The following is a 19,677-nucleotide window of genomic DNA, read 5'->3' as shown; positions in this document are numbered from 1 at the left end:
ACGGCGGCGCGGGCCCACGGGGTGGTGCGCGGATGAGCGGCCCGCTGCGGGGGAGGCCGGTCGCCCTGGTCACCGGAGCGGCCGGGCTCCTCGGCCGGGCGCTCGACGAGCGGTTGCGGGCCGACGGCTTCGACGTCCTCGGGCTCGACGTCCGCGGGGACGTGGACATCGTGGCCGACCTGGCCCGCGACCTCCCGCCGGATCCGCGGTTCGCCGAGGTCGACGTCGTCGTGGCCAACGCGGCGATCCTCGACAGCGTCGCGGCCGCACACGCCGTGGAGTTCGCCGAGTTCCAGCGGGTCGTCGAGGTGAACCTCAACGGTGCGTTCCGGGTCATCCAGGCCTGCCTGCCCGGGATGCGGGCACGCGGTCACGGCCGGATCATCGCCATCGCGAGCGCCGCGGCCGTGCTCGGCCTCAACCTGCAGATCAGCTACGCCGCCAGCAAGGCCGGCCTGCTCGGGCTGGTCAAGACGCTGGCGATCGAGGGCGGGCCGTACGGCATCACCGCGAACGCGGTGCTGCCCGGGCTGTTCGGGCCGGAGGCGGGCCCGTTGCCCGCGGGGCTCGGGAACCTCGTCGCCGCCGGGCGCACCGCGTCGGCGGCCGAGATCGCCCACGTCGTGGCGTTCCTGGCGGGGGAGCACGCCGCCTACATCACGGGTCAGCAGCTCGGGGTCGACGGGGGACTGGGCCTGTCCCCGACGAGCCTGCACGCGCCGGAGCCGGCCCCGGGGAGCAGCGCCTGACGGCACCGCGACGGCTCGCTCAGCGTGCTTCCACGGCGCCGTGGCGCAGGCCGTCGAACAGGACCCGGGTGATGAGCACGGCCTCGTCCTGCCAGCCCTCGGCGGTGCGCAGGGCGCAGATGCCGCCGAGCGCCCGCATCAGGGTGCGCCCACCCACGCCGCCGCGGAGTGTGCCCGCGGCCGTACCGGCCTCGATCAGCTCGTCGAGAGCGCCCGCCATGCGCTCGCGGGAGTCCTCGAAGATCGGGGAGTCCGTGACCATGATGGTCTCCAGGGCGACGGCCATGCCCCGGCCGACGGCGGCGTGCTCGACGAGCAGCAGCAGGAACAGCCGCAGGGCCTCCTCCGGGGGGTTCTGCGCGAGAAAAGTGCCGGCCGCGGCGCAGAGGTCGTCGACCTCCCGGCGGTAGACCTCCTCGACGAGGGCCTCGCGGGTCTCGAAGTGGCGGTACAGCGTTCCCACCGCCACACCGGCCCGCCGGGCGATCTCCTCCACGTGGGACTCCTCCTCGCCGGCCAGGAACGCCTCCCGGGCCGCGGCGAGCAGCGCTGCGCGGTTGCGCCGGGCATCGGCGCGCTGCGGACGTGACGGCGGCAACGGTCCCCCAGAAGATGAGTCGGGCTCCGTTTGAGGTAGCTTTCCGGAGTCTGGTTCACATTACTGGAGGGGGAGTTCCGTGTCCGTTCCCGGAGAAGGGCTGGACGGGGTGCGCGTCCTCGTCACCGGCGGCAGCCGCGGTTTGGGCGAGGCGACGGCGCGCCGGTTCGCGGCTGCGGGTGCCGAGGTGCTGACGGCGTCGCGGAGCGCGCCCCCGGCGTCCCTGCCCGCGACCTGGATCCCTGCCGACCTCGCGACGGAACAGGGGGTCGCGGAGCTGGGCCGGCGGGTCCTCGACCAGGTCGGTGGGGTGGATGTGCTGGTGAACAACGCCGCTGCGGCGAGCGCCCCCGCGCCGACGCTCGATCGCTCGGAGGAGTCGTGGCAGGCCGATCTGGCGATGAACCTGCTCGGTGCGGTCCGTCTCGATCGCGCGCTGGTGCCCGGGATGGTGGAGCGGGGTTCGGGTGTGGTCGTCCACGTGTCGTCGATCGCCAGCCGGCTGCCGCAGCGCACCGAGGCGTCGTACGCGGCGGCCAAGGCGGCGCTGAACGCGTACAGCCGGGAGCTGGCGACCGAGGTGGGTGGTCGTGGGGTGCGGGTGGTCTGCGTGCTGCCGGGTTTCGTGCTTACCGAGGGTGCGGCCGGGCATCTGCAGCAGATCGCCGACCAGCAGGGTGTCACCCGCGACGAGGTGCAACAGCGGATCGTGGAGCACCTGGACATCCCGATGGGCAGGCCCGGGGCGCCCGAGGACGTGGCCGAGATGATCGCCTTCCTCGCCTCCGGTCGCGCGACGTGGCTCACGGGGGCGGAGTTCCGGGTCGACGGCGGCATCATCCCCGCGATCTGACCCGGTCCGACGGATCGGGCGACCACCGGACGAGAGGTACGGATGACCATCGCACTGAGCTCCATCGTGATCGACGCGGCCGAGCCGGAACCGGAGAGCGCCTTCTGGCACCGGCTGCTCGGCGGCTCGCTCACCAGGACCCCGGACCACCACTTCCTCCGGGTCGACGGCTTCCCGGTGATCGTGGTGCAGCGCGCGCCGGGCCAGGTCCCGCCGGGCTGGCCGGAGGGCGACCCGCAGCAGATCCACGTCGACCTGGGCACGGACGATCTCGCGGCCGCCGACGAGGTCGCGCTCCGGGCCGGGGCGCGGCGGCTCCGGCCGACCGACGACGACGACCCGGCGGTGCCGGGAGGCGGCCGGGTCTACGCGAGCCCGGCCGGACACCCCTTCTGCCTGCGGCAGACCTGAGGCCGCTCCCGACGCGCGGCGGACGGGATCCCTGCCGCGCGGCGGCGACCGCCGGTGCCTCAGCGCTCGAGGACGATGCGGGCCAGCGCCTCGTAGCCGTGGCGGAGGTCGAGGACCGGGTTGATCACGTACTGCTGGTTCATCCCGATGATCGCGCCCACGAAGATCGCGGCGATGTCGTCCGGACCGACGCCGTCCGGCAGGCTCGCGGCGACCTCGGGCTGCTCCGCCCACGCCCGGAAGTAGTCCCGCATGTCCTGGTGGATGGCCGCGAACGGGGCGTGCACCGGTGAGCCCGGGCGGCCCGCCTCCTGCAGCAGCGTCAGGAAGAGGCGCGTCGTCCCGGTCCTGATGGACGTGCTCGCCAGCCGCACGATCTGACCGAGACCGTCCGGCCCCGCGGGGATGGGGACGTCCATCGCCCGGCGGAAGTCCGCGTGCAGCTTCTCGACCACGGCGATGAGCAGGCCCTGCTTGTCGCCGAAGTGCCAGGGGATCGAGCCCCGGCTCACGCCCGAGCGTTCCGCGACGTCGACGAGCGAGGTCGACTGGAAGCCGCGTTCCGCGAAGAGCTCCTCGGCGGCCGCGAGGATGAGCTCCTGCGTCTGTCGGGTTCGTTCCTCCCGCAGCCCGGTCATCGGCCTCCCTCCGTCGGAACCGCCCCGGCCCGGCGCGATCGACACAGCCTAACCCGAGAACCTCTTGCTATGCCCGACTGACGATTCTATGCTGACTGACATAGAACGTCGGGAGGTTCGATGGCAGCGGTGCCGTACGTACGAGGACTCCGGGAAGTGGCTCCGGGCTGCTCGGTCTGGTTCGAGCCACCCGGTAGCTGGGGGCTGAGCAACTCGGGCGTGGTGAAGATCGGCGACGAGGTGCTCGTCGTGGACACCCAGAACGACGTCACGAGGGCTGCGGCCCTGCGAGCGGCGGCCCTCGGGGTCGCCGGGACCGACTCGGTCACGACCGTGGTGAACACCCACGACGACGGCGACCACTGGTTCGGCAACATGTTCTTCGACGACTGCCGGATCGTGGCGACGGCGGCGGCGGCCGACGGGATGCGCGCGCTGCGCATGGATCCCCGCAGGCTGTCCGAGCTCGGCTCCGACGGCTCGGCCCTGCAGGGATGGTCGCGCTGGCGGGCCGAGACGTTCTCCTACGAGGACTGGCGGCCCGTCTTCCCGACCGAGACGTTCGACGACGCGCTCACGGTCAAGCTCGGCGGCGGCACCGTCGAGCTGATCGGGGTCGGCCCCGCGCACACCGGCGGGGACGCCCTCGTCCACGTCCCGGAGGCCGGGGTCGTCTTCACCGGCGACATCGTGTTCCACCGGTCGACCCCCATCGTGTGGGCGGGCCCGGTGTCCAACACCATCGCCGCCTGCGACGCGGTGCTCGCCCTCGAACCGAGCGTGATCGTGCCCGGCCACGGCCCGGTGGCCGATCCGGCCGGGGTGCGCGAGGTGCGGACGTACCTCGCCCGGCTGCTCGAGCACACCCTCGGCTGCCTCGAACGCGGGGCCGGCCCGGAGCAGGCGTACCGCACGTTCGACGCCGCCGAGTACCGGCTGTGGGCCCACGCCTCGCGGGCCTACCTGACCATCCTGTCCGTCTACGCCGAGCACCGGCCGGACCTGGCCCTGCCGACGTGGGCGGAGTCGATGGAGGTCGTGCTCGCCGACGACGCGAGCTGACCTGCGCCGACAGCGCCGACCTGCCCGATCTCGACGCGCGGCCCGTCATGCCCTGTACTGCCCGGTACCGCTCTGCACTCCTGTACTGCCCTGCACTGCCCTGCACAACGGCGTGGCGACCGCCCGCCGTCCTGCCTCGAAAGGGACGACGACGATGACCTCCCTCCGACCCACCGTCCGGCGGTTGACGGTGCCGTTGCTGCTGTTGGCCCTGGTGGCCGACGGCTACGACACCGCCGCGTTCGCGTTCGTGGTGCCGACGCTCGCCCGGGAGTGGGGCGTGCACCCGGCGGCCCTGACCGTCCCGCTCGTGATCGCCAACGTCGGGGCCGTGCTCGGCTTCGTCCTCTGTGGATGGTTGTCGGCCCGGTGGGGCCGTTCGGCCGTGATCGCCCTCTCGGTCGCCGTCTTCTCCCTCGGGACGCTGCTGCTCCCGCTCGTGGGCTCGATCGCGCTGATGAGCGTCGTACGGCTGGTGATCGGCGTCGGCTTCGGCGCCGTGATCCCGGCGGCGGTGTCGCTCGCGTCGGACTCCGTGTCGGTGAAGATGCGGGACTCGGTGGCCATCGTGGTGCTCATCGGCCTGTCCGTCGGGTTCACCCTGGGTGGGCTGACCGGCGGCCCGCTCATCGCCACCCTCGGCTGGCACGCGGTCTTCTGGCTCCCCGGCGCCGTGTGCCTCGTGTTCGCCCTCGTCCTGTGGCGGGCGCTCCCCAGGACCACGACGGTCGACGCGGGCGGGCAGGCGAGCGCGTCCGTGCGCGGGTTGCTCGAGCAGGGCCTGCGGGCCCGCACGATCATGTTGTGGGCCTTCGCCTTCATCGTCTTCGCCGCGTACTACACGCTGCAGTCCTGGCTGCCGACGCTGCTGGTCGAGGTCGGAGCGGGGTTCACCCTCCAGCAGGCCCCGCTGGCCGCGGCGGCGCTGGGCATCGGCGGGATCGTCGGCGGCCTGCTGCTCGCGCTGGGCTCGGCGTGGGCCGGGGTGCACCGGCTCATCGTCGTGGTGGTGGTCGTGGCCGTGGCGTTCCTGGTCGCCACAGCCGTCGCGCCGGTCGGCCGGCTCGGCCTGCTCGTCCTGCTCGCCGGTGTCGGGGCGGGGCTGCTGGCCAGCTGCAACGCGTCCACGGCGATGGCGGTGCGGAGCTACGGCGACCGGCGCCGGACCACCGGCGTCGGCTGGACGACGGGGTTCGGGCGGGCCGGGTCGATCGTGGGACCGGCGCTGGGCAGCGTCGTCGTCGCGCTCGACCAGGGGGTCGGTGTCCTGGTGCTGGGCCTGGTGGCCCCGCTGCTGGTGGCCTGTGTGCTCGCCGTCGCACTGTCCCGGCGACCTGCCCGCGCGGCGGGCCTCGTGCAGCCCGAACCCGTGTCCCTCACCGACTGACCGACCGAGCGAGGAAACCCATGAGTGTCGTCATCACCGTCGCCCCGACGGGGCCGATCGCCTCCAAGGCGGACAACCCGCACCTGCCCACCCAGCCCGAGGAGATCGCCGACGCGGTCGCCCGCGCGTACGAGCTGGGCGCGTCCGTGGCGCACATCCACCTGCGGGACACCGAGCACCGGCCCACCGCGGACCCGGACGTCGCCCGCCGCACGATGGACCTGATCGCCGAGCGCTGCCCGATCCTGATCCAGCTCTCCACCGGGGTGGGGCTCAGCGTCCCGTTCGAGGAGCGGGCCGCGCTCGTCGAGCTCCGCCCGCGGATGGCCACGCTCAACCCGTGCAGCATGAGCTTCGGCGCGGGGGAGTTCCGCAACCCGCCGGCGGACGTCCGGCGGCTCGCCGGGCGGATGGCCGAGCTCGGCGTCAAGCCCGAGCTGGAGGTCTACGACACCGGCCACCTCGACGCCTGCCTGCGCCTGCGCGACGAGGGCCTGCTGCCCGACGAGCCGCTGCAGTTCTCGATCGTGCTCGGCGTCGCCGGGGGGATGGCGGCGACGCCGGAGAACCTGCTCACCATGGCGCAGCGGCTCCCGGCCGACGCCGTGTGGCAGGTGATCGCGATCGGCCGGCGCAACCTCGAGCTGACCGCGATCGGGCTCGCCCTCGGCGGCAACGCCCGCGCGGGGCTCGAGGACACCCTCTACCTGCGCAAGGGCGAGCTCAGCCCCGGCAGCGGGCCGCTGGTCGAACGCGCCGTGGCGCTGGCGCGGGCGCTGGACCGCCCGATCGCCGGTGTCGAGGAGGCCGCGGGCCGGCTCCGGCTGCCGGCCCGCTGAGCCGGGTCCGCCCCCGCGGACCCCGGACACAGCACTGCGGCCCCGTCGGAGCGACGGGGCCGCAGTGGGCGGAGGTGGTGGTTCAGCCCACCGTCACGGTCAGGTCGACCGGGATGTTGCCGCGGGTGGCGTTGGAGTACGGGCAGACCTGGTGGGCGGCCTCGACGAGCGACTCCGCGGTCGCCTGGTCGACACCCGCCAGCTCGACCTCGAGCGCGACGCTCAGGCCGAAGCCGCCGGCGTCGTTGGGGCCGATCCCGACCTCGGCCGAGACGGACGAGTCGGTGATCGCCACCTTCTTCTGCCCGGCCACCAGCTTGAGGGCCGAGTGGAAGCAGGCGGAGTACCCGGCGGCGAAGAGCTGCTCGGGGTTGGCGGCACCGCCCGCGCCGCCCAGCTCCTTCGGGGTGGCCAGGTCGAGGTCGATCGTGCCGTCGGACGTGCGGACGTGGCCGTCGCGGCCCTCGCCCGAGGAGACGGCGGCGGCGGTGTATAGAGCGGGCATCGGAACCTCCAGGTAGAACGATCGGTCTTGCTGAAGACCACTGTGCCATCGGCCGGCCGGTAAAGCAAGACCGACCGTTCTTTCTTGTTGTGTGACGCCGCTCACGGCGCAGGTCGCGGCAGTGCCCTGACATGCACGAACGGCGCCTCGACCCACGGGACGTGAGTGAGAGCGCCGTTCGTCGGGACCGCCCAGGGGCGTCAGGCGGCCTGGTCCTGCTCCGCCGGAGTGTCGTTCCCGGCCTCGTTGCTGCTCTGGTTCTCGTAGGTCTCGAGCAGCCGCAGCCAGATCTCGCTGACCGTCGGGAAGGCGGGGACCGCGTGCCACAGGCGGGCGAGCGGGACCTCGGCGGCGACGGCGATCGTCGCGGCGTGCAGGAGCTCGGCGACGTCCGGGCCGACGAAGGTCACCCCGACGAGCACGCCGCGGTCCTCGTCGACGACCATCCGGGCCTGGCCGCGGTAGCCCTCGGCGTGCAGGACGGACCCGGCGACCGCACCGAGGTCGTAGTCGACGACGCGGGTGCGCAGGCCCGCTGCCGCGGCGCCGGCCGCGGTCAGCCCGACCGAGGCGACCTCCGGCTCGGTGAACACGACCTGCGGCACGGCCCGCTCGTCGGCGGTGAGCGCCTGCCTGCCCCACGGCCGGTCGTCGATCCCGAGCCCGCGGGCGCGGGCGGTGATGATGTCGCCGACGACGCGGGCCTGGTACTTGCCCTGGTGGGTCACCAGCGCCCGCCGGTTGGCGTCGCCCGCCGCGTAGAGCCAGCCGTCGCCGAGCGGCGCGCCGGACTCGTCGAGAACCCGCAGGCTGCCGTCGACCGTGAGCCAGGAGCCGGGCTTCAGGCCGACCGTGTCCAGGCCGATGTCCTGGGTGTTCGGCACGCGGCCGATCGCGACGAGGACCTCGTCGACGACGAACTCGGCACCGTCGGCCACGGTGAGGTGCACCTCGCCGTCGTCGTCGCGGCGGACCGCGGTGACCTCGGCGCCCTCGTGCACCGCGACACCCGCCTCGCGGAGCTCGGCCACGACCCGCTCGCCGACGAAGGGTTCGTTGGTGGGCAGCACCCCGTCGCGGGCGAGCACGGTGACGGTGCTCCCCAGCGCGGCGAACGCCGTGGCCATCTCGCTGGCGACCACGCCACCGCCGACGATGCCGAACCGGCGGGGGACCGAGGTGGCGGAGACGGCCTCGCGGCTGGACCACGCCGCGGCCTCGCGCAGACCGGGGAGGTCCGGCAGCAGCGCGCTGCTGCCGGTGGCGACGACCACGGCGTGCCGGGCGGTGAGGGTGACGACGCCGCCGTCGGCGTTGGTCACCTCGACGACGCGGGGGCCGGCCAGCCGCCCGTGGCCGCGGAACAGCGGGATGCCGGCCGAGTCGAGCCAGGCGACCTGGCCGTCGTCGCGCCAGTTCGAGGCGAAGCCGTCGCGACGGCCGAGCACGGCCGCCACGTCGACGCCGCCGGTGATCGCCTCCCGGGCGCCGGGCAGCCTGCTCGCGGCGCGCAGCGCGGACGTGCTGCGCAGCAACGCCTTCGTGGGCATGCAGGCCCAGTAGGAGCACTCGCCGCCGACGAGCTCGCGCTCGACCACGGCCGCGGTCAGTCCACTGCGGACGATCCGGTCGGCGACGTTCTCGCCCACCGGCCCCGCGCCGATCACGACGACGTCGAAGGTGGTGTGGGTGGTGGTGCTCATGTCGGCGCTCATGTCACTGCTCCGGAGTGGTGGTGCGGGCGGCGCGGCCGAGGCGCAGCGCCGAGACGAGGAAGAAGATGCCGCCGAGGGTGGCGTAGCCGGCGATGCCCACCAGCGAGGGATTCGCCTGGCCGGCGCTGAGGACGAACGACACGCCGACGACGACGGAGAGCCCGCCGCTGAGGATCATCGGCCACTGGCCGCCCAGCGCGCGGCGCCTGATGCCGACGATCAGCTGGATGAGGCCGGCGACGAAGGCCCAGGCGCCCCAGATCCGCAGGACCGCGGGGACGCCGGAGGCGGCGGCGATGCCCAGGCCGATCGCGGTGAGCAGGCTGATCGCGATGTTGACGTAGAGCCCGGCGGCGGAGGAGCTGGCCCGCGAGGACCGCGCGTCGACGACCGCGGCGCCCGCGTCGAACAGCGGGTAGAGCACGACCAGGACGGCGGCCACGGCGCCGAACTCCTTGCCGGTCAGGAACAGCAGGATCGCCCACACGACGGCGAACCCGAACCGGACGAAGTACAGGCGCCGCAGCGCGGGCGCGAACCCGGCGGCGGTGGGGGAGACGGCAGTGGTCACGAGATTCTCCTTGGGCGAGAGGGATTGCGGCGGGTGCGACTGCGCCGTCGGGACGTTCGAAGCGGAAAGAACGTTCTGTCGAGAACACTGGCAGAGGTCCCCCGAGAAGTCAAGACCGAACGTTCTATCCCTTTTGGGTGAGGAGGGGCTGGTCACGCCGAAGGGGAGGTTGTAGAGTGAGCGTTACATACAGAGATTGACCGTGCGTGCCCGCAAGGCCTCCACCACTCCCGCGCCACACCGTCGTGCGGCCCGGTTCCTGCGTCGCAACGAAGCGAGGTTCCCTTGAGCATTCTCGAGCAGGTCAAGAGCGCGCCCATGAGCAGAGCGCAGACCAGAGCGGTCGCGCTGTGTCTCGTGATGAACCTGGTCGACGGGTTCGACCTCCTGGTCACGTCGTTCGTCGGTCCGACGATCACCAAGGAATGGGGCCTGCAGGCCTCGCTGGTCGGGGTCCTGCTGAGCAGCGGCCTCGCCGGCATGGCGTTCGGGGCGCTGTTCCTGGCCCCGCTGGCCGACCGGGTCGGCCGGCGCAAGCTCGTCCTGGGCGGGCTCGTGCTGGCCTCGCTCGGCATGCTCGCGGCGGCGTTCGCCCAGAACTTCGGCCAGCTCGTCGCCACGCGTGTGGTCACCGGCATCGCGGTGGGGCTGATGGCGGCCTGCCTGCCGGTCCTGGCCTCCGAGTACTCGAGCCACAAGCGCCGCGGCCTGTCCGTCGCACTGATCACCTGCGGCTACGGGCTCGGCGCCATCATCGCCGGTGTCGCGGCCAGCCTGCTGATCGGCCCGTTCGGATGGCGCGCGGTGTTCGTGCTCGGTGCCGTGGCCACGGCGATCCTGTTCCTGGTCGGGCTGCGGTCCCTGCCGGAGTCGATGGACTACCTGATCGCCGCCCGGCCGCGCGACGCCCTCGCCCGGCTGAACCGGATCCTCGTCCAGATCGGTCACGCCCCGGTCGAGGAGCTCCCGGCCGCGTCGTCGGCACCGCGGAAGGTCGCCCTCGAGTCCCTGTTCCAGGGGCGCAACGCGCTGCGGACCGTCCTGGTCTGGATCGCCTTCATCGCCGCCCAGACCGTCTTCTACTTCGGCAGCTCCTGGACGCCGACCCTGCTGCTGCAGGCGGGCCTGTCCGCCCAGCAGGGCATCAGCGGCGGGGTGCTGTTCAGCATCGGCGGCGTGTGCGGTGCGGCGCTGCTCGGCGTGCTGGCCACCCGGATCGAGCCCCGCAAGCTCACGGCCGCGTACTTCGGGCTGGGGGCGCTGGCCCTGCTGCTGTACTCGTTCTCGCTCGGGGCGCTGGCCACGGCGCTGATCGTCGGAGTACTCGTCGGCCTGCTGCTCAACGGCACGGTGTCGGGCATCAACGTGATCGTCCCGATCATCTACCCGGCCGAGTCCCGGGCGACCGCGCTCGGCATCGCGGTGGCGGTGAGCCGGCTCGGGGCCGTCTTCTCGCCGCTGCTCGCCGGGTTCCTGCTGCAGGCGGGCTGGGCGCCGGCGTCGATGTTCCGGTTCTTCGCGATCTTCGCCGTCGTCGGTGCGGTCGCGACGCTCGCCCTGGCCTGGATCGCCCGCTCGCAGACCACCGCCCCGCGGGCGCCGGTGGCGCCCGCGGTCGAGGGCACCACCAGCCAGGCCTGAGTACGGCCCACCACACCAGGAGGAGGTTCTCGTGAGCGCACCCACGATCGATCCCGCGCGCACCGCGCTGCTGGTCATCGACATGCAGAACGACTTCGTGGAGGAGGGCGCGCCGCTGGAGTTCCCCGAGGGGCGGCGCATCCTGCCGACCCTCCAGAAGGTGCTCGACGCGGCCCGCTCCGCCGGCATGCCGGTCATCTACCCCGCGCACGTGCACCGGCGCGGCGGGGCGGACATGGGCATCCACCGCGACCTGTACCCGCCCGTCGGGGCGGGCCAGGCGCTGGTCGACGGCGAGCACGGCGTGGAGATCTACCTGGAGGTCGCCCCCCAGGACGGCGAGCTGGTGATCAAGAAGCACCGGTACAACTCGTTCTACGCCACCGACCTGGAGATCGTGCTGCGCGGGCTGGGCATCGACACCCTGGTCCTCACCGGCATGACGACCGAGTGCTGCGTGCTCGGCACCGCGCGCGGTGCCCTGGAGCGCGGGTTCCGCTCCGTGGTGCTCGCCGACGCCACCGCGTCGTGCGACTACCCGGACCTCGGGTTCGGCCCGATGCCCGCCGAGGAGATGCACACGGCCGCGCTGCGGATCATGAGCCTCACGTCGTCCCGGGTCACGGACGCCGAGACGTTCCTGGCCGAGCTGTCGTGAGCACTGTCCTGCTCCTGCTGCACGGTGGCGGGCCGGGGGTGGACGCCGCCAGCAACTGGGCGAGCGTCCTGCCCCGGTTCGAGAAGGAGTTCGACTGCCTCGCGCCCGATCTGCTCGGCTTCGGCTCGCGGATCGCGGACGCGGGGGAGCTGCACGGGCCGGTCGCCTGGGCGCGGGCCCGGGCCGGCCAGGTGCTGGACCTGCTCGACGAGCACGGGCTGTCCCGCGTGCACCTGCTCGGCAACTCGGCGGCGGGCGGTGCGGCCGCGTTGGCCCTGCTGTCGGTCGCACCCGAGCGGGTCGAGCGGGCCGTGCTGATGGGCGGGGCGGGCACCGGCCCGGCACCCCGCACCGTGCCGTTCTACGACGACCCCACCAGGGAGTCCATGCGCGGCACGCTCGCCCGCCTCGTCGCCGACGAGAGCGAGCACACCGAGCTCCTCGACGATCTCGCGGAGCTGCGGCTGGAGCAGGCGCTGCGACCCGGCGCCGAGAAGGCCTTCCGTTCCATGTTCGAGACCGGCGCCGAGCCACCGGTCGATCCGGCCACCGTGCCCACGCCGGTCCTCGCCCTGCACGGGGAGCGCGACCGGGTCGGCCCGCCCGAGATCTCCGCGCGGCTCGCCGAGGCGCTCCCGTGTGGGAGCCTCGGGGTCGTCGCGGGCGCCGGCCACTGGATCCACGTCGACCGGCCGGACGAGTTCTGCACCGTCGTTGGGGAGTTCCTGACCGCATGAACCACGAAGACAACGGCACGACCGGGACCGACACCGGCGTCCTGATCGTCGGGGCGGGGCCCACCGGCCTCAGCCTCGCCATCGAGCTCGCCCGCCGCGGCGTGCCGAGCCTCGTCGTCGAGGAGACGACCGAGCGACCGGTGAACCCGCGGTGCAACACCACCTCGGCCCGGTCGATGGAGATCTTCCGGCGGCTCGGGGTGGCGGACGAGGTCCGCCGCGCCGGCCTCCCGGAGGACTTCCCGACCTCCGTCCAGTACCGCACCACCCTGCGCGGTGAGGAGGTCTTCCGGATCGACCTGCCCTCCTCCGGGGAGGTGCTGGCAGGGAAGGGCCGGGAGGAGTGGCCCACGCCGGAGCCACAGCACCGGATCTCCCAGCTCTACCTCGAACCGATCCTCGAACGGTATGCGCGGGGACTCCCGGGGGTGACCGTCGAACGCGGTACGCGCCTGGTCGAGCTGCGCCCGTTCCCCGACCGGGTCGAGGCGGTCGTCGAGACCGACGGCCGGACCCGGGTGCTGAGCTGCGGGTACGTGATCGGGTGCGACGGCGCGCACAGCGCGGTCCGCCGGCAGCTCGGCATCCGCTACCAGGGCGTGGACGCCCTGCAGAAGTTCGTCTCGACGTTCGTCCGCTCCCCGGAGCTGGGCCGGCTCGCCGCCCCGGACCGGGCCTGGACCTACTGGACCTACGGCGGCGGCCGGATGGCCTCGCTCATCGCCATCGACGGGGGCGACCGCTGGCTCAGCCACGTCGCGTTCCCGCCGGACCACGACACCGACGCCGAGGATCCCGCGCAGCTGCTGGCGGACGTCGTCGGCGGGCCCGTGGAGCACGAGGTGATCGGCACCGTGCGCTGGACCGGGCGCCAGCTCGTCGCCCAGCGCTACCGCGAGGGCCGGGTGTTCCTGGCCGGGGACGCCGCCCACATCTGGATCCCCGTCGGCGGCTTCGGCATGAACACCGGCATCCAGGACGCGTCGACGCTGGGCTGGATGCTGGCCGCGGTGCACCACGGCTGGGCGCCGCCGGAGCTGCTCGACGCCTACGAGCTCGAACGCGGACCGGTCGGCGAGCAGTTCGCGAACGCGGTGGGCCTGGCGGCCAAGCGTTCCCTCGCCGGGGTCTCGCCGGACATCCACCTGCCCGGCGCGGAGGGTGAGGCCGCCCGCGCCGCGCTCGCCGAGCGGCTGGCCGTCACCGAGCCCTCCCGCTACTCGCCCGACGGCTTCAGCTTCGGCTACCACTACGCGTCGTCGCCGCTCGTGGTCGGCGGCGAGGAGCAGGCGATGAGCATGGGCGGCTACGGGAACGAGGCGAAGGTCGGGTTCCGGCTGCCGCACGCCTGGCTCGACGACGGCCGCGCGCTGTTCGACGCGCTCGGGCCGGACCTCACCCTGCTGCGGACGGACGAGACCACCGACACGGTGCCGTGGACGGACGCCGCGGTCGCGCTGGGCGTCCCGCTCACCGTGGTGGACGTGCCCGGGCACGGGCCCGATCGCTATCCCACACCCCTGCTGCTCGTGCGGCCGGACCAGCACGTCGCCTGGATGGGCGGCGCCGAGGGCCGGCCCGACGAGCTGCTGCGGACAGTCACCGGGCGCGCCGCCGCCCACCAGCGGTAGGAACCAGGAGAGGCAGCACATGCCATACGCACTCGGCATCGACGTCGGGGGGACCTTCACCGACGCCGTCGCCTCGGACGGCGCCGGGCGGATCGTCTCGGCGAAGACCCCGACGACCCCGCCCCAGCGCGAGGTCGGCGTCATGCGGGCCATCGAGGAGCTCGCGGCGGAGCTGGGGATCGGCGTCGGCGAGATGCTGGCGCAGACGGACTACATCGCCCACGGCACCACGGCGTCCATCAACGCGCTGGTCCAGGGCTCGGTGGCCGACGTGGGGCTGATCGCCACCAAGGGCCACCGGGACTCGATCTACATCATGAACGCGGAGGGCCGCACGCTGGGCCGCTCCGCGCACGAGATCCAGGACACCCTGCGCCAGCGCAAGCCCGCGCCCCTGATCCCGAAGCACCGCGCGCTCGAGGTCACCGAGCGCATCGACCACGCCGGCCGGGTCCTGGTCCCGCTCGACGAGGACGAGGTGCGCCGGGTCGCCCGCGCGCTGGTGGACCAGGGCGTCGAGGCGATCGCCGTCTGTCTGCTGTGGTCGTTCAAGAACGGGGACCACGAGCGGCGGGTCCGGGAGATCGTCCACGAGATCGACCCGAGCCTGTACGTCACGCTGTCGTGCGAGGTCAGCCCCCGGATCCGGGAGTTCTCGCGCACCTCGACGACGATCATGAACGCCCAGGTCGGCCCGCGGCTGCGGACGTACCTCACCCCGCTGCAGCGGCAGCTGGAGGAGGGCGGGCTCAAGGGCCCGCTGCTCGTCATGCAGAGCGAGGGCGGCACGATCACCGCCGACCGGGCGCCCGAGCACGCCATCACCACCGTCGGGTCCGTGCTCTCCGGCGGGGTGATCGGCGGCCAGCGGCTCGCCGGGCAGCTCGGGCACCGCAACGTCATCACCACCGACGTCGGCGGCACCACCTTCCTGGCCGGACTGATCGTCGACGGGGAGCCGGTCATGGCGCCGGGCTCGATCGTCAACCAGTTCCCGATCAACGCGGCCACCATCCGCGTGCACACGATCGGCTCGGGCGGCGGCGCGCTCGCGTCCGTCGACGCCGGCGGCAACCTGCGGCTCGGCCCGCAGAGCGCGGAGGCCGTGCCCGGCCCGGCCTGCTACGGCAACGGCGGTACCCGGCCCACGAACACCGACGCCAACCTCGTCCTGGGCATCCTCAGCGAGCGCGGCCTGCTCGGCGGGCGCAAGCCGCTCCGCAAGGACCTGGCGCGCGAGGCGATCCGGGAGCACGTCGCCGAGCCGCTCGGCCTCACCGTGGACGAGGCCGCCATCGCGATCCACGAGGTGCAGAACGCCCAGGCCGGCGACCTGCTCCGCCGGGCCGTGGTCCAGGCCGGGTACGACCCGCGGGACTTCGTGGCCTACGCCTTCGGCGGGGCCGGCCCCGCGCACTGCGCCGGCTACTGCCGCGATCTCGGGGTGGCCGAGGTCGTCGTCCCGCTCGGCCCGGTGGCCTCGGCGTTCTCCGCCTACGGGCTCGCCGCCTCCGACGTCGCGATCAGCGCCGAGCTGTCGGACCCGTCGGCGTTCCCGGTGGACCACACGGTCCTCGGGGCGCACTTCGACCGCCTGGAGGCGGACCTGCAGCGGGCACTGGACCGCCAGAAGGTCAAGTTCCACGACGTCACGTTGGCGCGCGAGATCGACCTGCGCTACTCGATGCAGGTCAACGAGCTCGCGGTGACGCTGCCCGACACCGAGATCACGGAGGGCTCCGGCGACGAGATCGTCGAGCGCTTCGAGGAGCAGTACGAGCGGATCAACGGCTCCGGCGCGGGCTTCCGCGAGGCCGGCGTGCAGGCGATCACCTACCGGATGCGCGCCCGCGCGGGCCTGGGCTTCCCGATCGTCCTGCCGGACATCCCGGAGGCGGAGAGCGCGGACCCGTCGGCGGCCCTGCTCGAGGAACGGCAGGTGTGCCTCGACTCGCAGATCGGGTTCGTGGCCACCCCCGTGTACGACTACGCCCGGCTGCGCGCGGGCCACGAGCTGGTCGGGCCGGCCGTCGTCGACGTGCCGACCACCGTGGTCGTCGTGCCCGACGGCGTCACCGGCCGGGTGGACCGGCTCGGCAATCTCGTGCTGCGCTACGACGGAGGACGGTCCTGATGCCATCGAAGATCCCCGGGGCGGACGAGTTCACGAGCCGGCCCGTGCCGCGCGCCGAGCTGCTCGCCCAGATCTCGCCGAACCTCCCGCTGCACACCCTGGACGACGCCGCGGGGACCGGGGACGTCAACGCCCTGACCTACGAGGTCGTCCGGCACCGGCTGTGGGCCATCACCCAGGAGATGGGGGAGACGCTGCGCCGGATGTCCGGCTCGCACGTCGTCACCGAGTCCAACGACTTCAACTTCTCCATCTGCGACGAGCTGGGCGAGCAGGTCCAGGTCGGCACGTACAACATCGGCCTCATCGGCTCCATGGACCTCGCGATCGTCTGGACGCTGCGCCACCGCGCGGACAACCCGGGCATCGAGGAGGGCGACATGTTCCTGTGCAACGACCCGTGGATCGGCGGCGGCCTGCACCAGAACGACGCCGCGATCCTGGCGCCGATCTTCCACGAGGGCAAGCTCTTCGGCTGGACGACGGCCATCGCCCACCAGGTCGACCTCGGTGGCCCCCGGCCCGGGTCCTTCGACCCCGCCGCGCAGGACGTCTTCGGCGAGGCGCTCCCCACCCCGCCGATCAAGGTCGTGCGCGGCGGGGTCCTGCAGCGGGACGTGGCCGACGCCTGGGTGCGCCGCTCGCGGCTGCCCCACATGGTCGGGCTCGACCTGCGCGCCAAGGTCGCCGCGAACAAGAACGCGGCCGAGCAGATCCTGCGGCTGATCGACAAGTACGGCGCGGACACGGTCAAGGCCGTGATGCGCCGGATGATGGACGACGCCGAGCACCGGCTGCGGGCCAAGCTCCGGACCCTGCCCGAGGGCACCTGGAGCGCCGTGGGCTACCAGGAGCAGTCCGGCTCCGGGGACCGCGGCCTGCACGCCATCAGGGTGGCGATGACCAAGCAGGGCGACAAGCTCGTCTTCGACTTCCGCGGGACGGCGGGACAGACCGGCATCATCAACTGTCCCTACCCGGGGCTGCGGGCCGGGATCGTGTTCACCATGCTGCCGCTGCTGGCCGGGGACATCCCCTGGGCGGCGGGCGGGCTCATGCGCTGCTTCGAGATCGTCACCGACGAGGACACGATCACCAACGCGTCCTTCCCGGCCGCGGTGGGCAAGGGCCCCTTCGGCCCGGCCTGGGGCGCGGGCAACCTGGTCGCCGAGGTGCTGGCCAAGATGCTCGACGCGGAACCGGACCGCCGCTCGGACGTGCAGTCGATCTGCAACGGCACCACGGACCTCTGCGTCGTGTCCGGTGTGGACGTCCGCGGCGGCGGCAGCAAGGGCTTCGTCTCACCGGTCTTCGACGTCATGGCCGGCGGCTACGGCGCCCAGGTCAGCCACGACGGCGTCGACACCGGCGGCCGGTTGATCATCCCCTCGGCCCGGGCCCCCGACGTCGAGATGACCGAGTACCTGTACCCGCTCGTCGCGCTGTGGCGCCGGGAGCAGACCGACTCCGGCGGCCCCGGCCGGCAGCGGGGCGGGATGAGCGGCTCGGTCTGCTACGTGCAGCACCCGGACCAGGACGGCACGATGTCGCTGGTCGTGTCGGGCACGGGCAAGGTGGCCAACCAGAACGTGGGGCTCGCCGGGGGCTATCCGGGGAACTCGCAGCTGGACCTGGTGGTGCGGGGGATCGGCGTGCCGCAGCTCGCCGACGCCTCGGCCATCCCCGGCGCGCTCGACGAGCTGGGCGGCGAGATCGAGGTACTGCCCTGCGAGGGCACCTCGACCCTCGGCGCCGGGGACGCCCTCTACCTGCACTGGCAGGCGGGTGGCGGCTACGGGGACCCGTTGCTGCGCCCCGCCGACAGCGTGCGGGACGACGTGGTGGCCGTGCGCGTCTCGGCGGACGCCGCGCGGGAGGTCTACGGCGTGGTCGTGGCCGGCGGCGAGGTGGACGCCACCGCGACCGGCGAGGCCCGGGAGAAGCTGCGCCGGCGCCGGGCGACCGGCGCCGGGCTGCCCGACGCGGCCCCCCTGCCCGTCACCGAGCCGGGCCTCGCCGGATCCCGCCGGCTCGACGACAACCTCGCGGTGCTGGAGAGCGGGGGTGACCGGACCGTCGCGTGCACGCACTGCGGCACCGGGCTCGGCGCGCTCGCGGGCGGAGCGTTCGTGGCCGCGCTGGCCCGCCGGGACGCGGCGCCGACCGAGGCCGGCCCGCACATCTGGCGGGACCCGTCGGTCTACGTCGACGCCGAGGTGGTGTTCCGGCAGCTGTTGTGCCCGGGCTGCCTCACGGCCGTCTACTCCCGGGTCGTGCCGGTGGACCACCCACTGCCGGACGACGACTACCGCAGCTGGGCATGACGGCCGGCGAGGCGCTCGCCCCGTTCGACCCGCTGGCCGGGGGCCCGCTCGGGCAGGTGCGCGAGGAGCTCGCGCGCCTGCGGGGCGGGTGCCCGGTACACCGGGCCGGACCCGGTCCCGGCTTCGTCGGGCGGCACGAGCTGGTGCGGGAGGCGCTGCTCGATCCCGGGACCCTGAGCAACCACGGCAACTTCGTCCTCGACGACAGCGGCGACGACAGCGGCGTGGGCCGGCACCCGTTGCTGATCACGCAGAGCGACCCGCCCGCCCACACCGCCCTGCGCGCGCTGCTCCGCCCGGCCTTCACCCGGTCGGCCATCACCGGGGCCGCGCCGTGGATCCGGGCGATCGTCGACGAGATCCTCGACGGCCTGCCCCCGGGCGGGCCCGCCGAGATCGTGGGCGACCTGGCGTTCCCGCTGACCTCCCGGGTGATCGCCCGGCTCGTCGGTGTCCCCGCCGCCGACGCCGGCGAGATCACCCGCCTGTCGCAGGAGATCTCCGACGCCCTGCCGGCCCCCTTCGTCGGGACGCCGGTCTGGACGCGGATCGAGGAGTACTTCGCCGCCGCCGCCCGGGAGCGGCGGGCGGGCCCTGCAACGGACGACGTGATCGGCCTGCTCGCCCGGGGGCGGGTCGACGGCCGGGCCCTGTCCGACCGGGAGGTCGCCTTCCACGCGTGGCAGGTCTTCGTCGCCGGGCTGAAGACGACGGCGTTCACGATCGGCTCCACGGTGGCGCAGCTGCTCGTCGATCCGGGCCGGTGGGCGGCGCTGGTGGCCGATCCCGCCCTGGTCGAGGGGGCGCGGGAGGAGGGACTGCGGCACGCGACCGCGCTGCGCGGCGTGCTGCGGACCGTGGGTACGCCGGGTGACATCGGCGGCGAGCCCGTCGCGGCGGGGGAGCGGATCCTGCTCGGCCTGGAGTCCGCGAACCTCGACGAGTCCGTGTTCGGCGCGGACGCGGCCGACTTCGTCCTGGACCGCCCGACGGCCCGCCGGCACCTCGCGTTCGGCTCCGGCATCCACCACTGCCTCGGCGCCGAGCTCTCCCGCACGGAGATCTCCTGCGTGCTGGCGGCGCTGGTCGAGCGGATGCCGCGGCTTGCGCCGGCACCGGGGGCGCGGACCGGGGACACGGACGGGGCGATGTTCCACGAGCCCGGCCGGGTGGAGGTGGTGTGGTGAGCGGCCGTCGTTCTCCGGCCGCGGGCCTGCGCGCCTA

The 19,677-nt window shown here is 73.5% G+C and carries 18 protein-coding genes; 13 read left to right on the top strand and 5 right to left on the bottom strand.

The window, feature by feature from the left end; translation table 11 throughout:
* Positions 1 to 32 precede the first annotated feature (32 nt).
* Entirely contained in the window at positions 33 to 749 is a 717-nt protein-coding gene (locus ABD324_RS00340) for an SDR family oxidoreductase (protein WP_344411448.1), read from the top strand.
* Between the two features lie 19 nt (positions 750 to 768).
* Here ABD324_RS00340 and ABD324_RS00335 read toward each other — a convergent pair whose 3' ends face one another.
* On the bottom strand, positions 769 to 1,347 hold the full coding sequence (locus ABD324_RS00335) for a TetR/AcrR family transcriptional regulator (RefSeq protein ID WP_344411447.1): 579 nt from the start codon (positions 1,345 to 1,347) through the stop codon (positions 769 to 771).
* A 79-nt stretch (positions 1,348 to 1,426) separates the two neighbouring features.
* Between ABD324_RS00335 and ABD324_RS00330 the strand changes: the two genes are divergently transcribed.
* Positions 1,427 to 2,200, top strand: a complete 774-nt coding sequence (locus ABD324_RS00330) for an oxidoreductase (RefSeq protein ID WP_344411446.1) — start codon at positions 1,427 to 1,429, stop codon at positions 2,198 to 2,200.
* Between the two features lie 42 nt (positions 2,201 to 2,242).
* Positions 2,243 to 2,611, top strand: coding sequence for a VOC family protein (locus ABD324_RS00325; protein ID WP_344411445.1), 369 nt, complete (start codon positions 2,243 to 2,245; stop codon positions 2,609 to 2,611).
* Between the two features lie 59 nt (positions 2,612 to 2,670).
* Here the strand turns inward: ABD324_RS00325 and ABD324_RS00320 are convergent, their stop codons facing one another.
* Complete coding sequence (locus ABD324_RS00320) at positions 2,671 to 3,249, bottom strand: TetR/AcrR family transcriptional regulator (RefSeq protein WP_344411444.1); 579 nt, start codon at positions 3,247 to 3,249, stop codon at positions 2,671 to 2,673.
* Between the two features lie 156 nt (positions 3,250 to 3,405).
* On the opposite strand from ABD324_RS00320, the gene ABD324_RS00315 reads away from it, so the two are divergent.
* From ABD324_RS00315 to ABD324_RS00305, 3 genes are all read left to right on the top strand, one after another.
* A complete protein-coding gene (locus ABD324_RS00315; protein WP_344411443.1) occupies positions 3,406 to 4,311 on the top strand; it encodes an MBL fold metallo-hydrolase in 906 nt (301 codons plus the stop codon).
* 154 nt (positions 4,312 to 4,465) lie between these two features.
* The gene (locus tag ABD324_RS00310) at positions 4,466 to 5,698 is read left to right on the top strand and encodes an MFS transporter (protein WP_344411442.1); all 1,233 of its coding nucleotides are present in this window, start codon (positions 4,466 to 4,468) and stop codon (positions 5,696 to 5,698) included.
* Between the two features lie 20 nt (positions 5,699 to 5,718).
* Positions 5,719 to 6,537, top strand: a complete 819-nt coding sequence (locus ABD324_RS00305; RefSeq protein WP_344411441.1) for a beta-keto acid cleavage family enzyme — start codon at positions 5,719 to 5,721, stop codon at positions 6,535 to 6,537.
* Between the two features lie 82 nt (positions 6,538 to 6,619).
* On the opposite strand, the gene ABD324_RS00300 is transcribed toward ABD324_RS00305, so the two are convergent.
* From ABD324_RS00300 to ABD324_RS00290, 3 genes are all read right to left on the bottom strand, one after another.
* Complete coding sequence (locus ABD324_RS00300) at positions 6,620 to 7,042, bottom strand: organic hydroperoxide resistance protein (protein WP_344411440.1); 423 nt, start codon at positions 7,040 to 7,042, stop codon at positions 6,620 to 6,622.
* Positions 7,043 to 7,242: 200 nt separating this feature from the next.
* Entirely contained in the window at positions 7,243 to 8,745 is a 1,503-nt protein-coding gene (locus ABD324_RS00295) for a dihydrolipoyl dehydrogenase family protein (RefSeq protein WP_344411439.1), read from the bottom strand.
* Between the two features lie 13 nt (positions 8,746 to 8,758).
* On the bottom strand, positions 8,759 to 9,328 hold the full coding sequence (locus ABD324_RS00290; protein WP_344411438.1) for a hypothetical protein: 570 nt from the start codon (positions 9,326 to 9,328) through the stop codon (positions 8,759 to 8,761).
* Between the two features lie 285 nt (positions 9,329 to 9,613).
* Between ABD324_RS00290 and ABD324_RS00285 the strand changes: the two genes are divergently transcribed.
* From ABD324_RS00285 to ABD324_RS00255, 7 genes are read left to right on the top strand one after another with little or no spacing between them, the layout of a single operon-like run.
* Positions 9,614 to 10,969, top strand: a complete 1,356-nt coding sequence (locus ABD324_RS00285; protein WP_344411437.1) for an MFS transporter — start codon at positions 9,614 to 9,616, stop codon at positions 10,967 to 10,969.
* A 31-nt stretch (positions 10,970 to 11,000) separates the two neighbouring features.
* Complete coding sequence (locus tag ABD324_RS00280) at positions 11,001 to 11,627, top strand: cysteine hydrolase family protein (protein ID WP_344411436.1); 627 nt, start codon at positions 11,001 to 11,003, stop codon at positions 11,625 to 11,627.
* Positions 11,624 to 12,364 carry an alpha/beta fold hydrolase gene (locus ABD324_RS00275; protein WP_344411435.1) on the top strand — a complete coding sequence of 247 codons (741 nt, stop codon included), beginning with the start codon at positions 11,624 to 11,626 and terminating at the stop codon, positions 12,362 to 12,364. Before ABD324_RS00280 ends, ABD324_RS00275 begins: the two co-directional genes overlap by 4 nt.
* Positions 12,361 to 13,995 carry an FAD-dependent monooxygenase gene (locus ABD324_RS00270; protein ID WP_344411434.1) on the top strand — a complete coding sequence of 545 codons (1,635 nt, stop codon included), beginning with the start codon at positions 12,361 to 12,363 and terminating at the stop codon, positions 13,993 to 13,995. Before ABD324_RS00275 ends, ABD324_RS00270 begins: the two co-directional genes overlap by 4 nt.
* A 19-nt stretch (positions 13,996 to 14,014) precedes the next feature.
* The gene (locus tag ABD324_RS00265; protein ID WP_344411433.1) at positions 14,015 to 16,129 is read left to right on the top strand and encodes a hydantoinase/oxoprolinase family protein; all 2,115 of its coding nucleotides are present in this window, start codon (positions 14,015 to 14,017) and stop codon (positions 16,127 to 16,129) included.
* Positions 16,129 to 18,453, top strand: coding sequence for a hydantoinase B/oxoprolinase family protein (locus ABD324_RS00260; protein ID WP_344411432.1), 2,325 nt, complete (start codon positions 16,129 to 16,131; stop codon positions 18,451 to 18,453). The genes ABD324_RS00265 and ABD324_RS00260 overlap by 1 nt, the downstream gene beginning before the upstream one ends.
* The gene (locus tag ABD324_RS00255; protein ID WP_344411431.1) at positions 18,450 to 19,640 is read left to right on the top strand and encodes a cytochrome P450; all 1,191 of its coding nucleotides are present in this window, start codon (positions 18,450 to 18,452) and stop codon (positions 19,638 to 19,640) included. The genes ABD324_RS00260 and ABD324_RS00255 overlap by 4 nt, the downstream gene beginning before the upstream one ends.
* Positions 19,641 to 19,677 lie beyond the last annotated feature (37 nt).

The organism is Pseudonocardia ailaonensis (assembly GCF_039531635.1).
GTDB lineage: Bacteria > Actinomycetota > Actinomycetes > Mycobacteriales > Pseudonocardiaceae > Pseudonocardia > Pseudonocardia ailaonensis.
This window is presented reverse-complemented; position numbering and strand designations above follow the sequence as displayed.

What these genes read in the sequence shown, in the direction of transcription:
- ABD324_RS00305 (WP_344411441.1), top strand. Translation starts at nt 5,719, where the DNA reads ATGAGTGTCGTCATCACCGTCGCCCCGACGGGGCCGATCGCCTCCAAG.
- ABD324_RS00295 (WP_344411439.1), bottom strand. Translation starts at nt 8,745, where the DNA reads ATGAGCACCACCACCCACACCACCTTCGACGTCGTCGTGATCGGCGCG.
- ABD324_RS00270 (WP_344411434.1), top strand. Translation starts at nt 12,361, where the DNA reads ATGAACCACGAAGACAACGGCACGACCGGGACCGACACCGGCGTCCTG.
- ABD324_RS00320 (WP_344411444.1), bottom strand. Translation starts at nt 3,249, where the DNA reads ATGACCGGGCTGCGGGAGGAACGAACCCGACAGACGCAGGAGCTCATC.
- ABD324_RS00265 (WP_344411433.1), top strand. Translation starts at nt 14,015, where the DNA reads ATGCCATACGCACTCGGCATCGACGTCGGGGGGACCTTCACCGACGCC.
- ABD324_RS00340 (WP_344411448.1), top strand. Translation starts at nt 33, where the DNA reads ATGAGCGGCCCGCTGCGGGGGAGGCCGGTCGCCCTGGTCACCGGAGCG.
- ABD324_RS00255 (WP_344411431.1), top strand. Translation starts at nt 18,450, where the DNA reads ATGACGGCCGGCGAGGCGCTCGCCCCGTTCGACCCGCTGGCCGGGGGC.
- ABD324_RS00310 (WP_344411442.1), top strand. Translation starts at nt 4,466, where the DNA reads ATGACCTCCCTCCGACCCACCGTCCGGCGGTTGACGGTGCCGTTGCTG.
- ABD324_RS00325 (WP_344411445.1), top strand. Translation starts at nt 2,243, where the DNA reads ATGACCATCGCACTGAGCTCCATCGTGATCGACGCGGCCGAGCCGGAA.
- ABD324_RS00260 (WP_344411432.1), top strand. Translation starts at nt 16,129, where the DNA reads ATGCCATCGAAGATCCCCGGGGCGGACGAGTTCACGAGCCGGCCCGTG.
- ABD324_RS00300 (WP_344411440.1), bottom strand. Translation starts at nt 7,042, where the DNA reads ATGCCCGCTCTATACACCGCCGCCGCCGTCTCCTCGGGCGAGGGCCGC.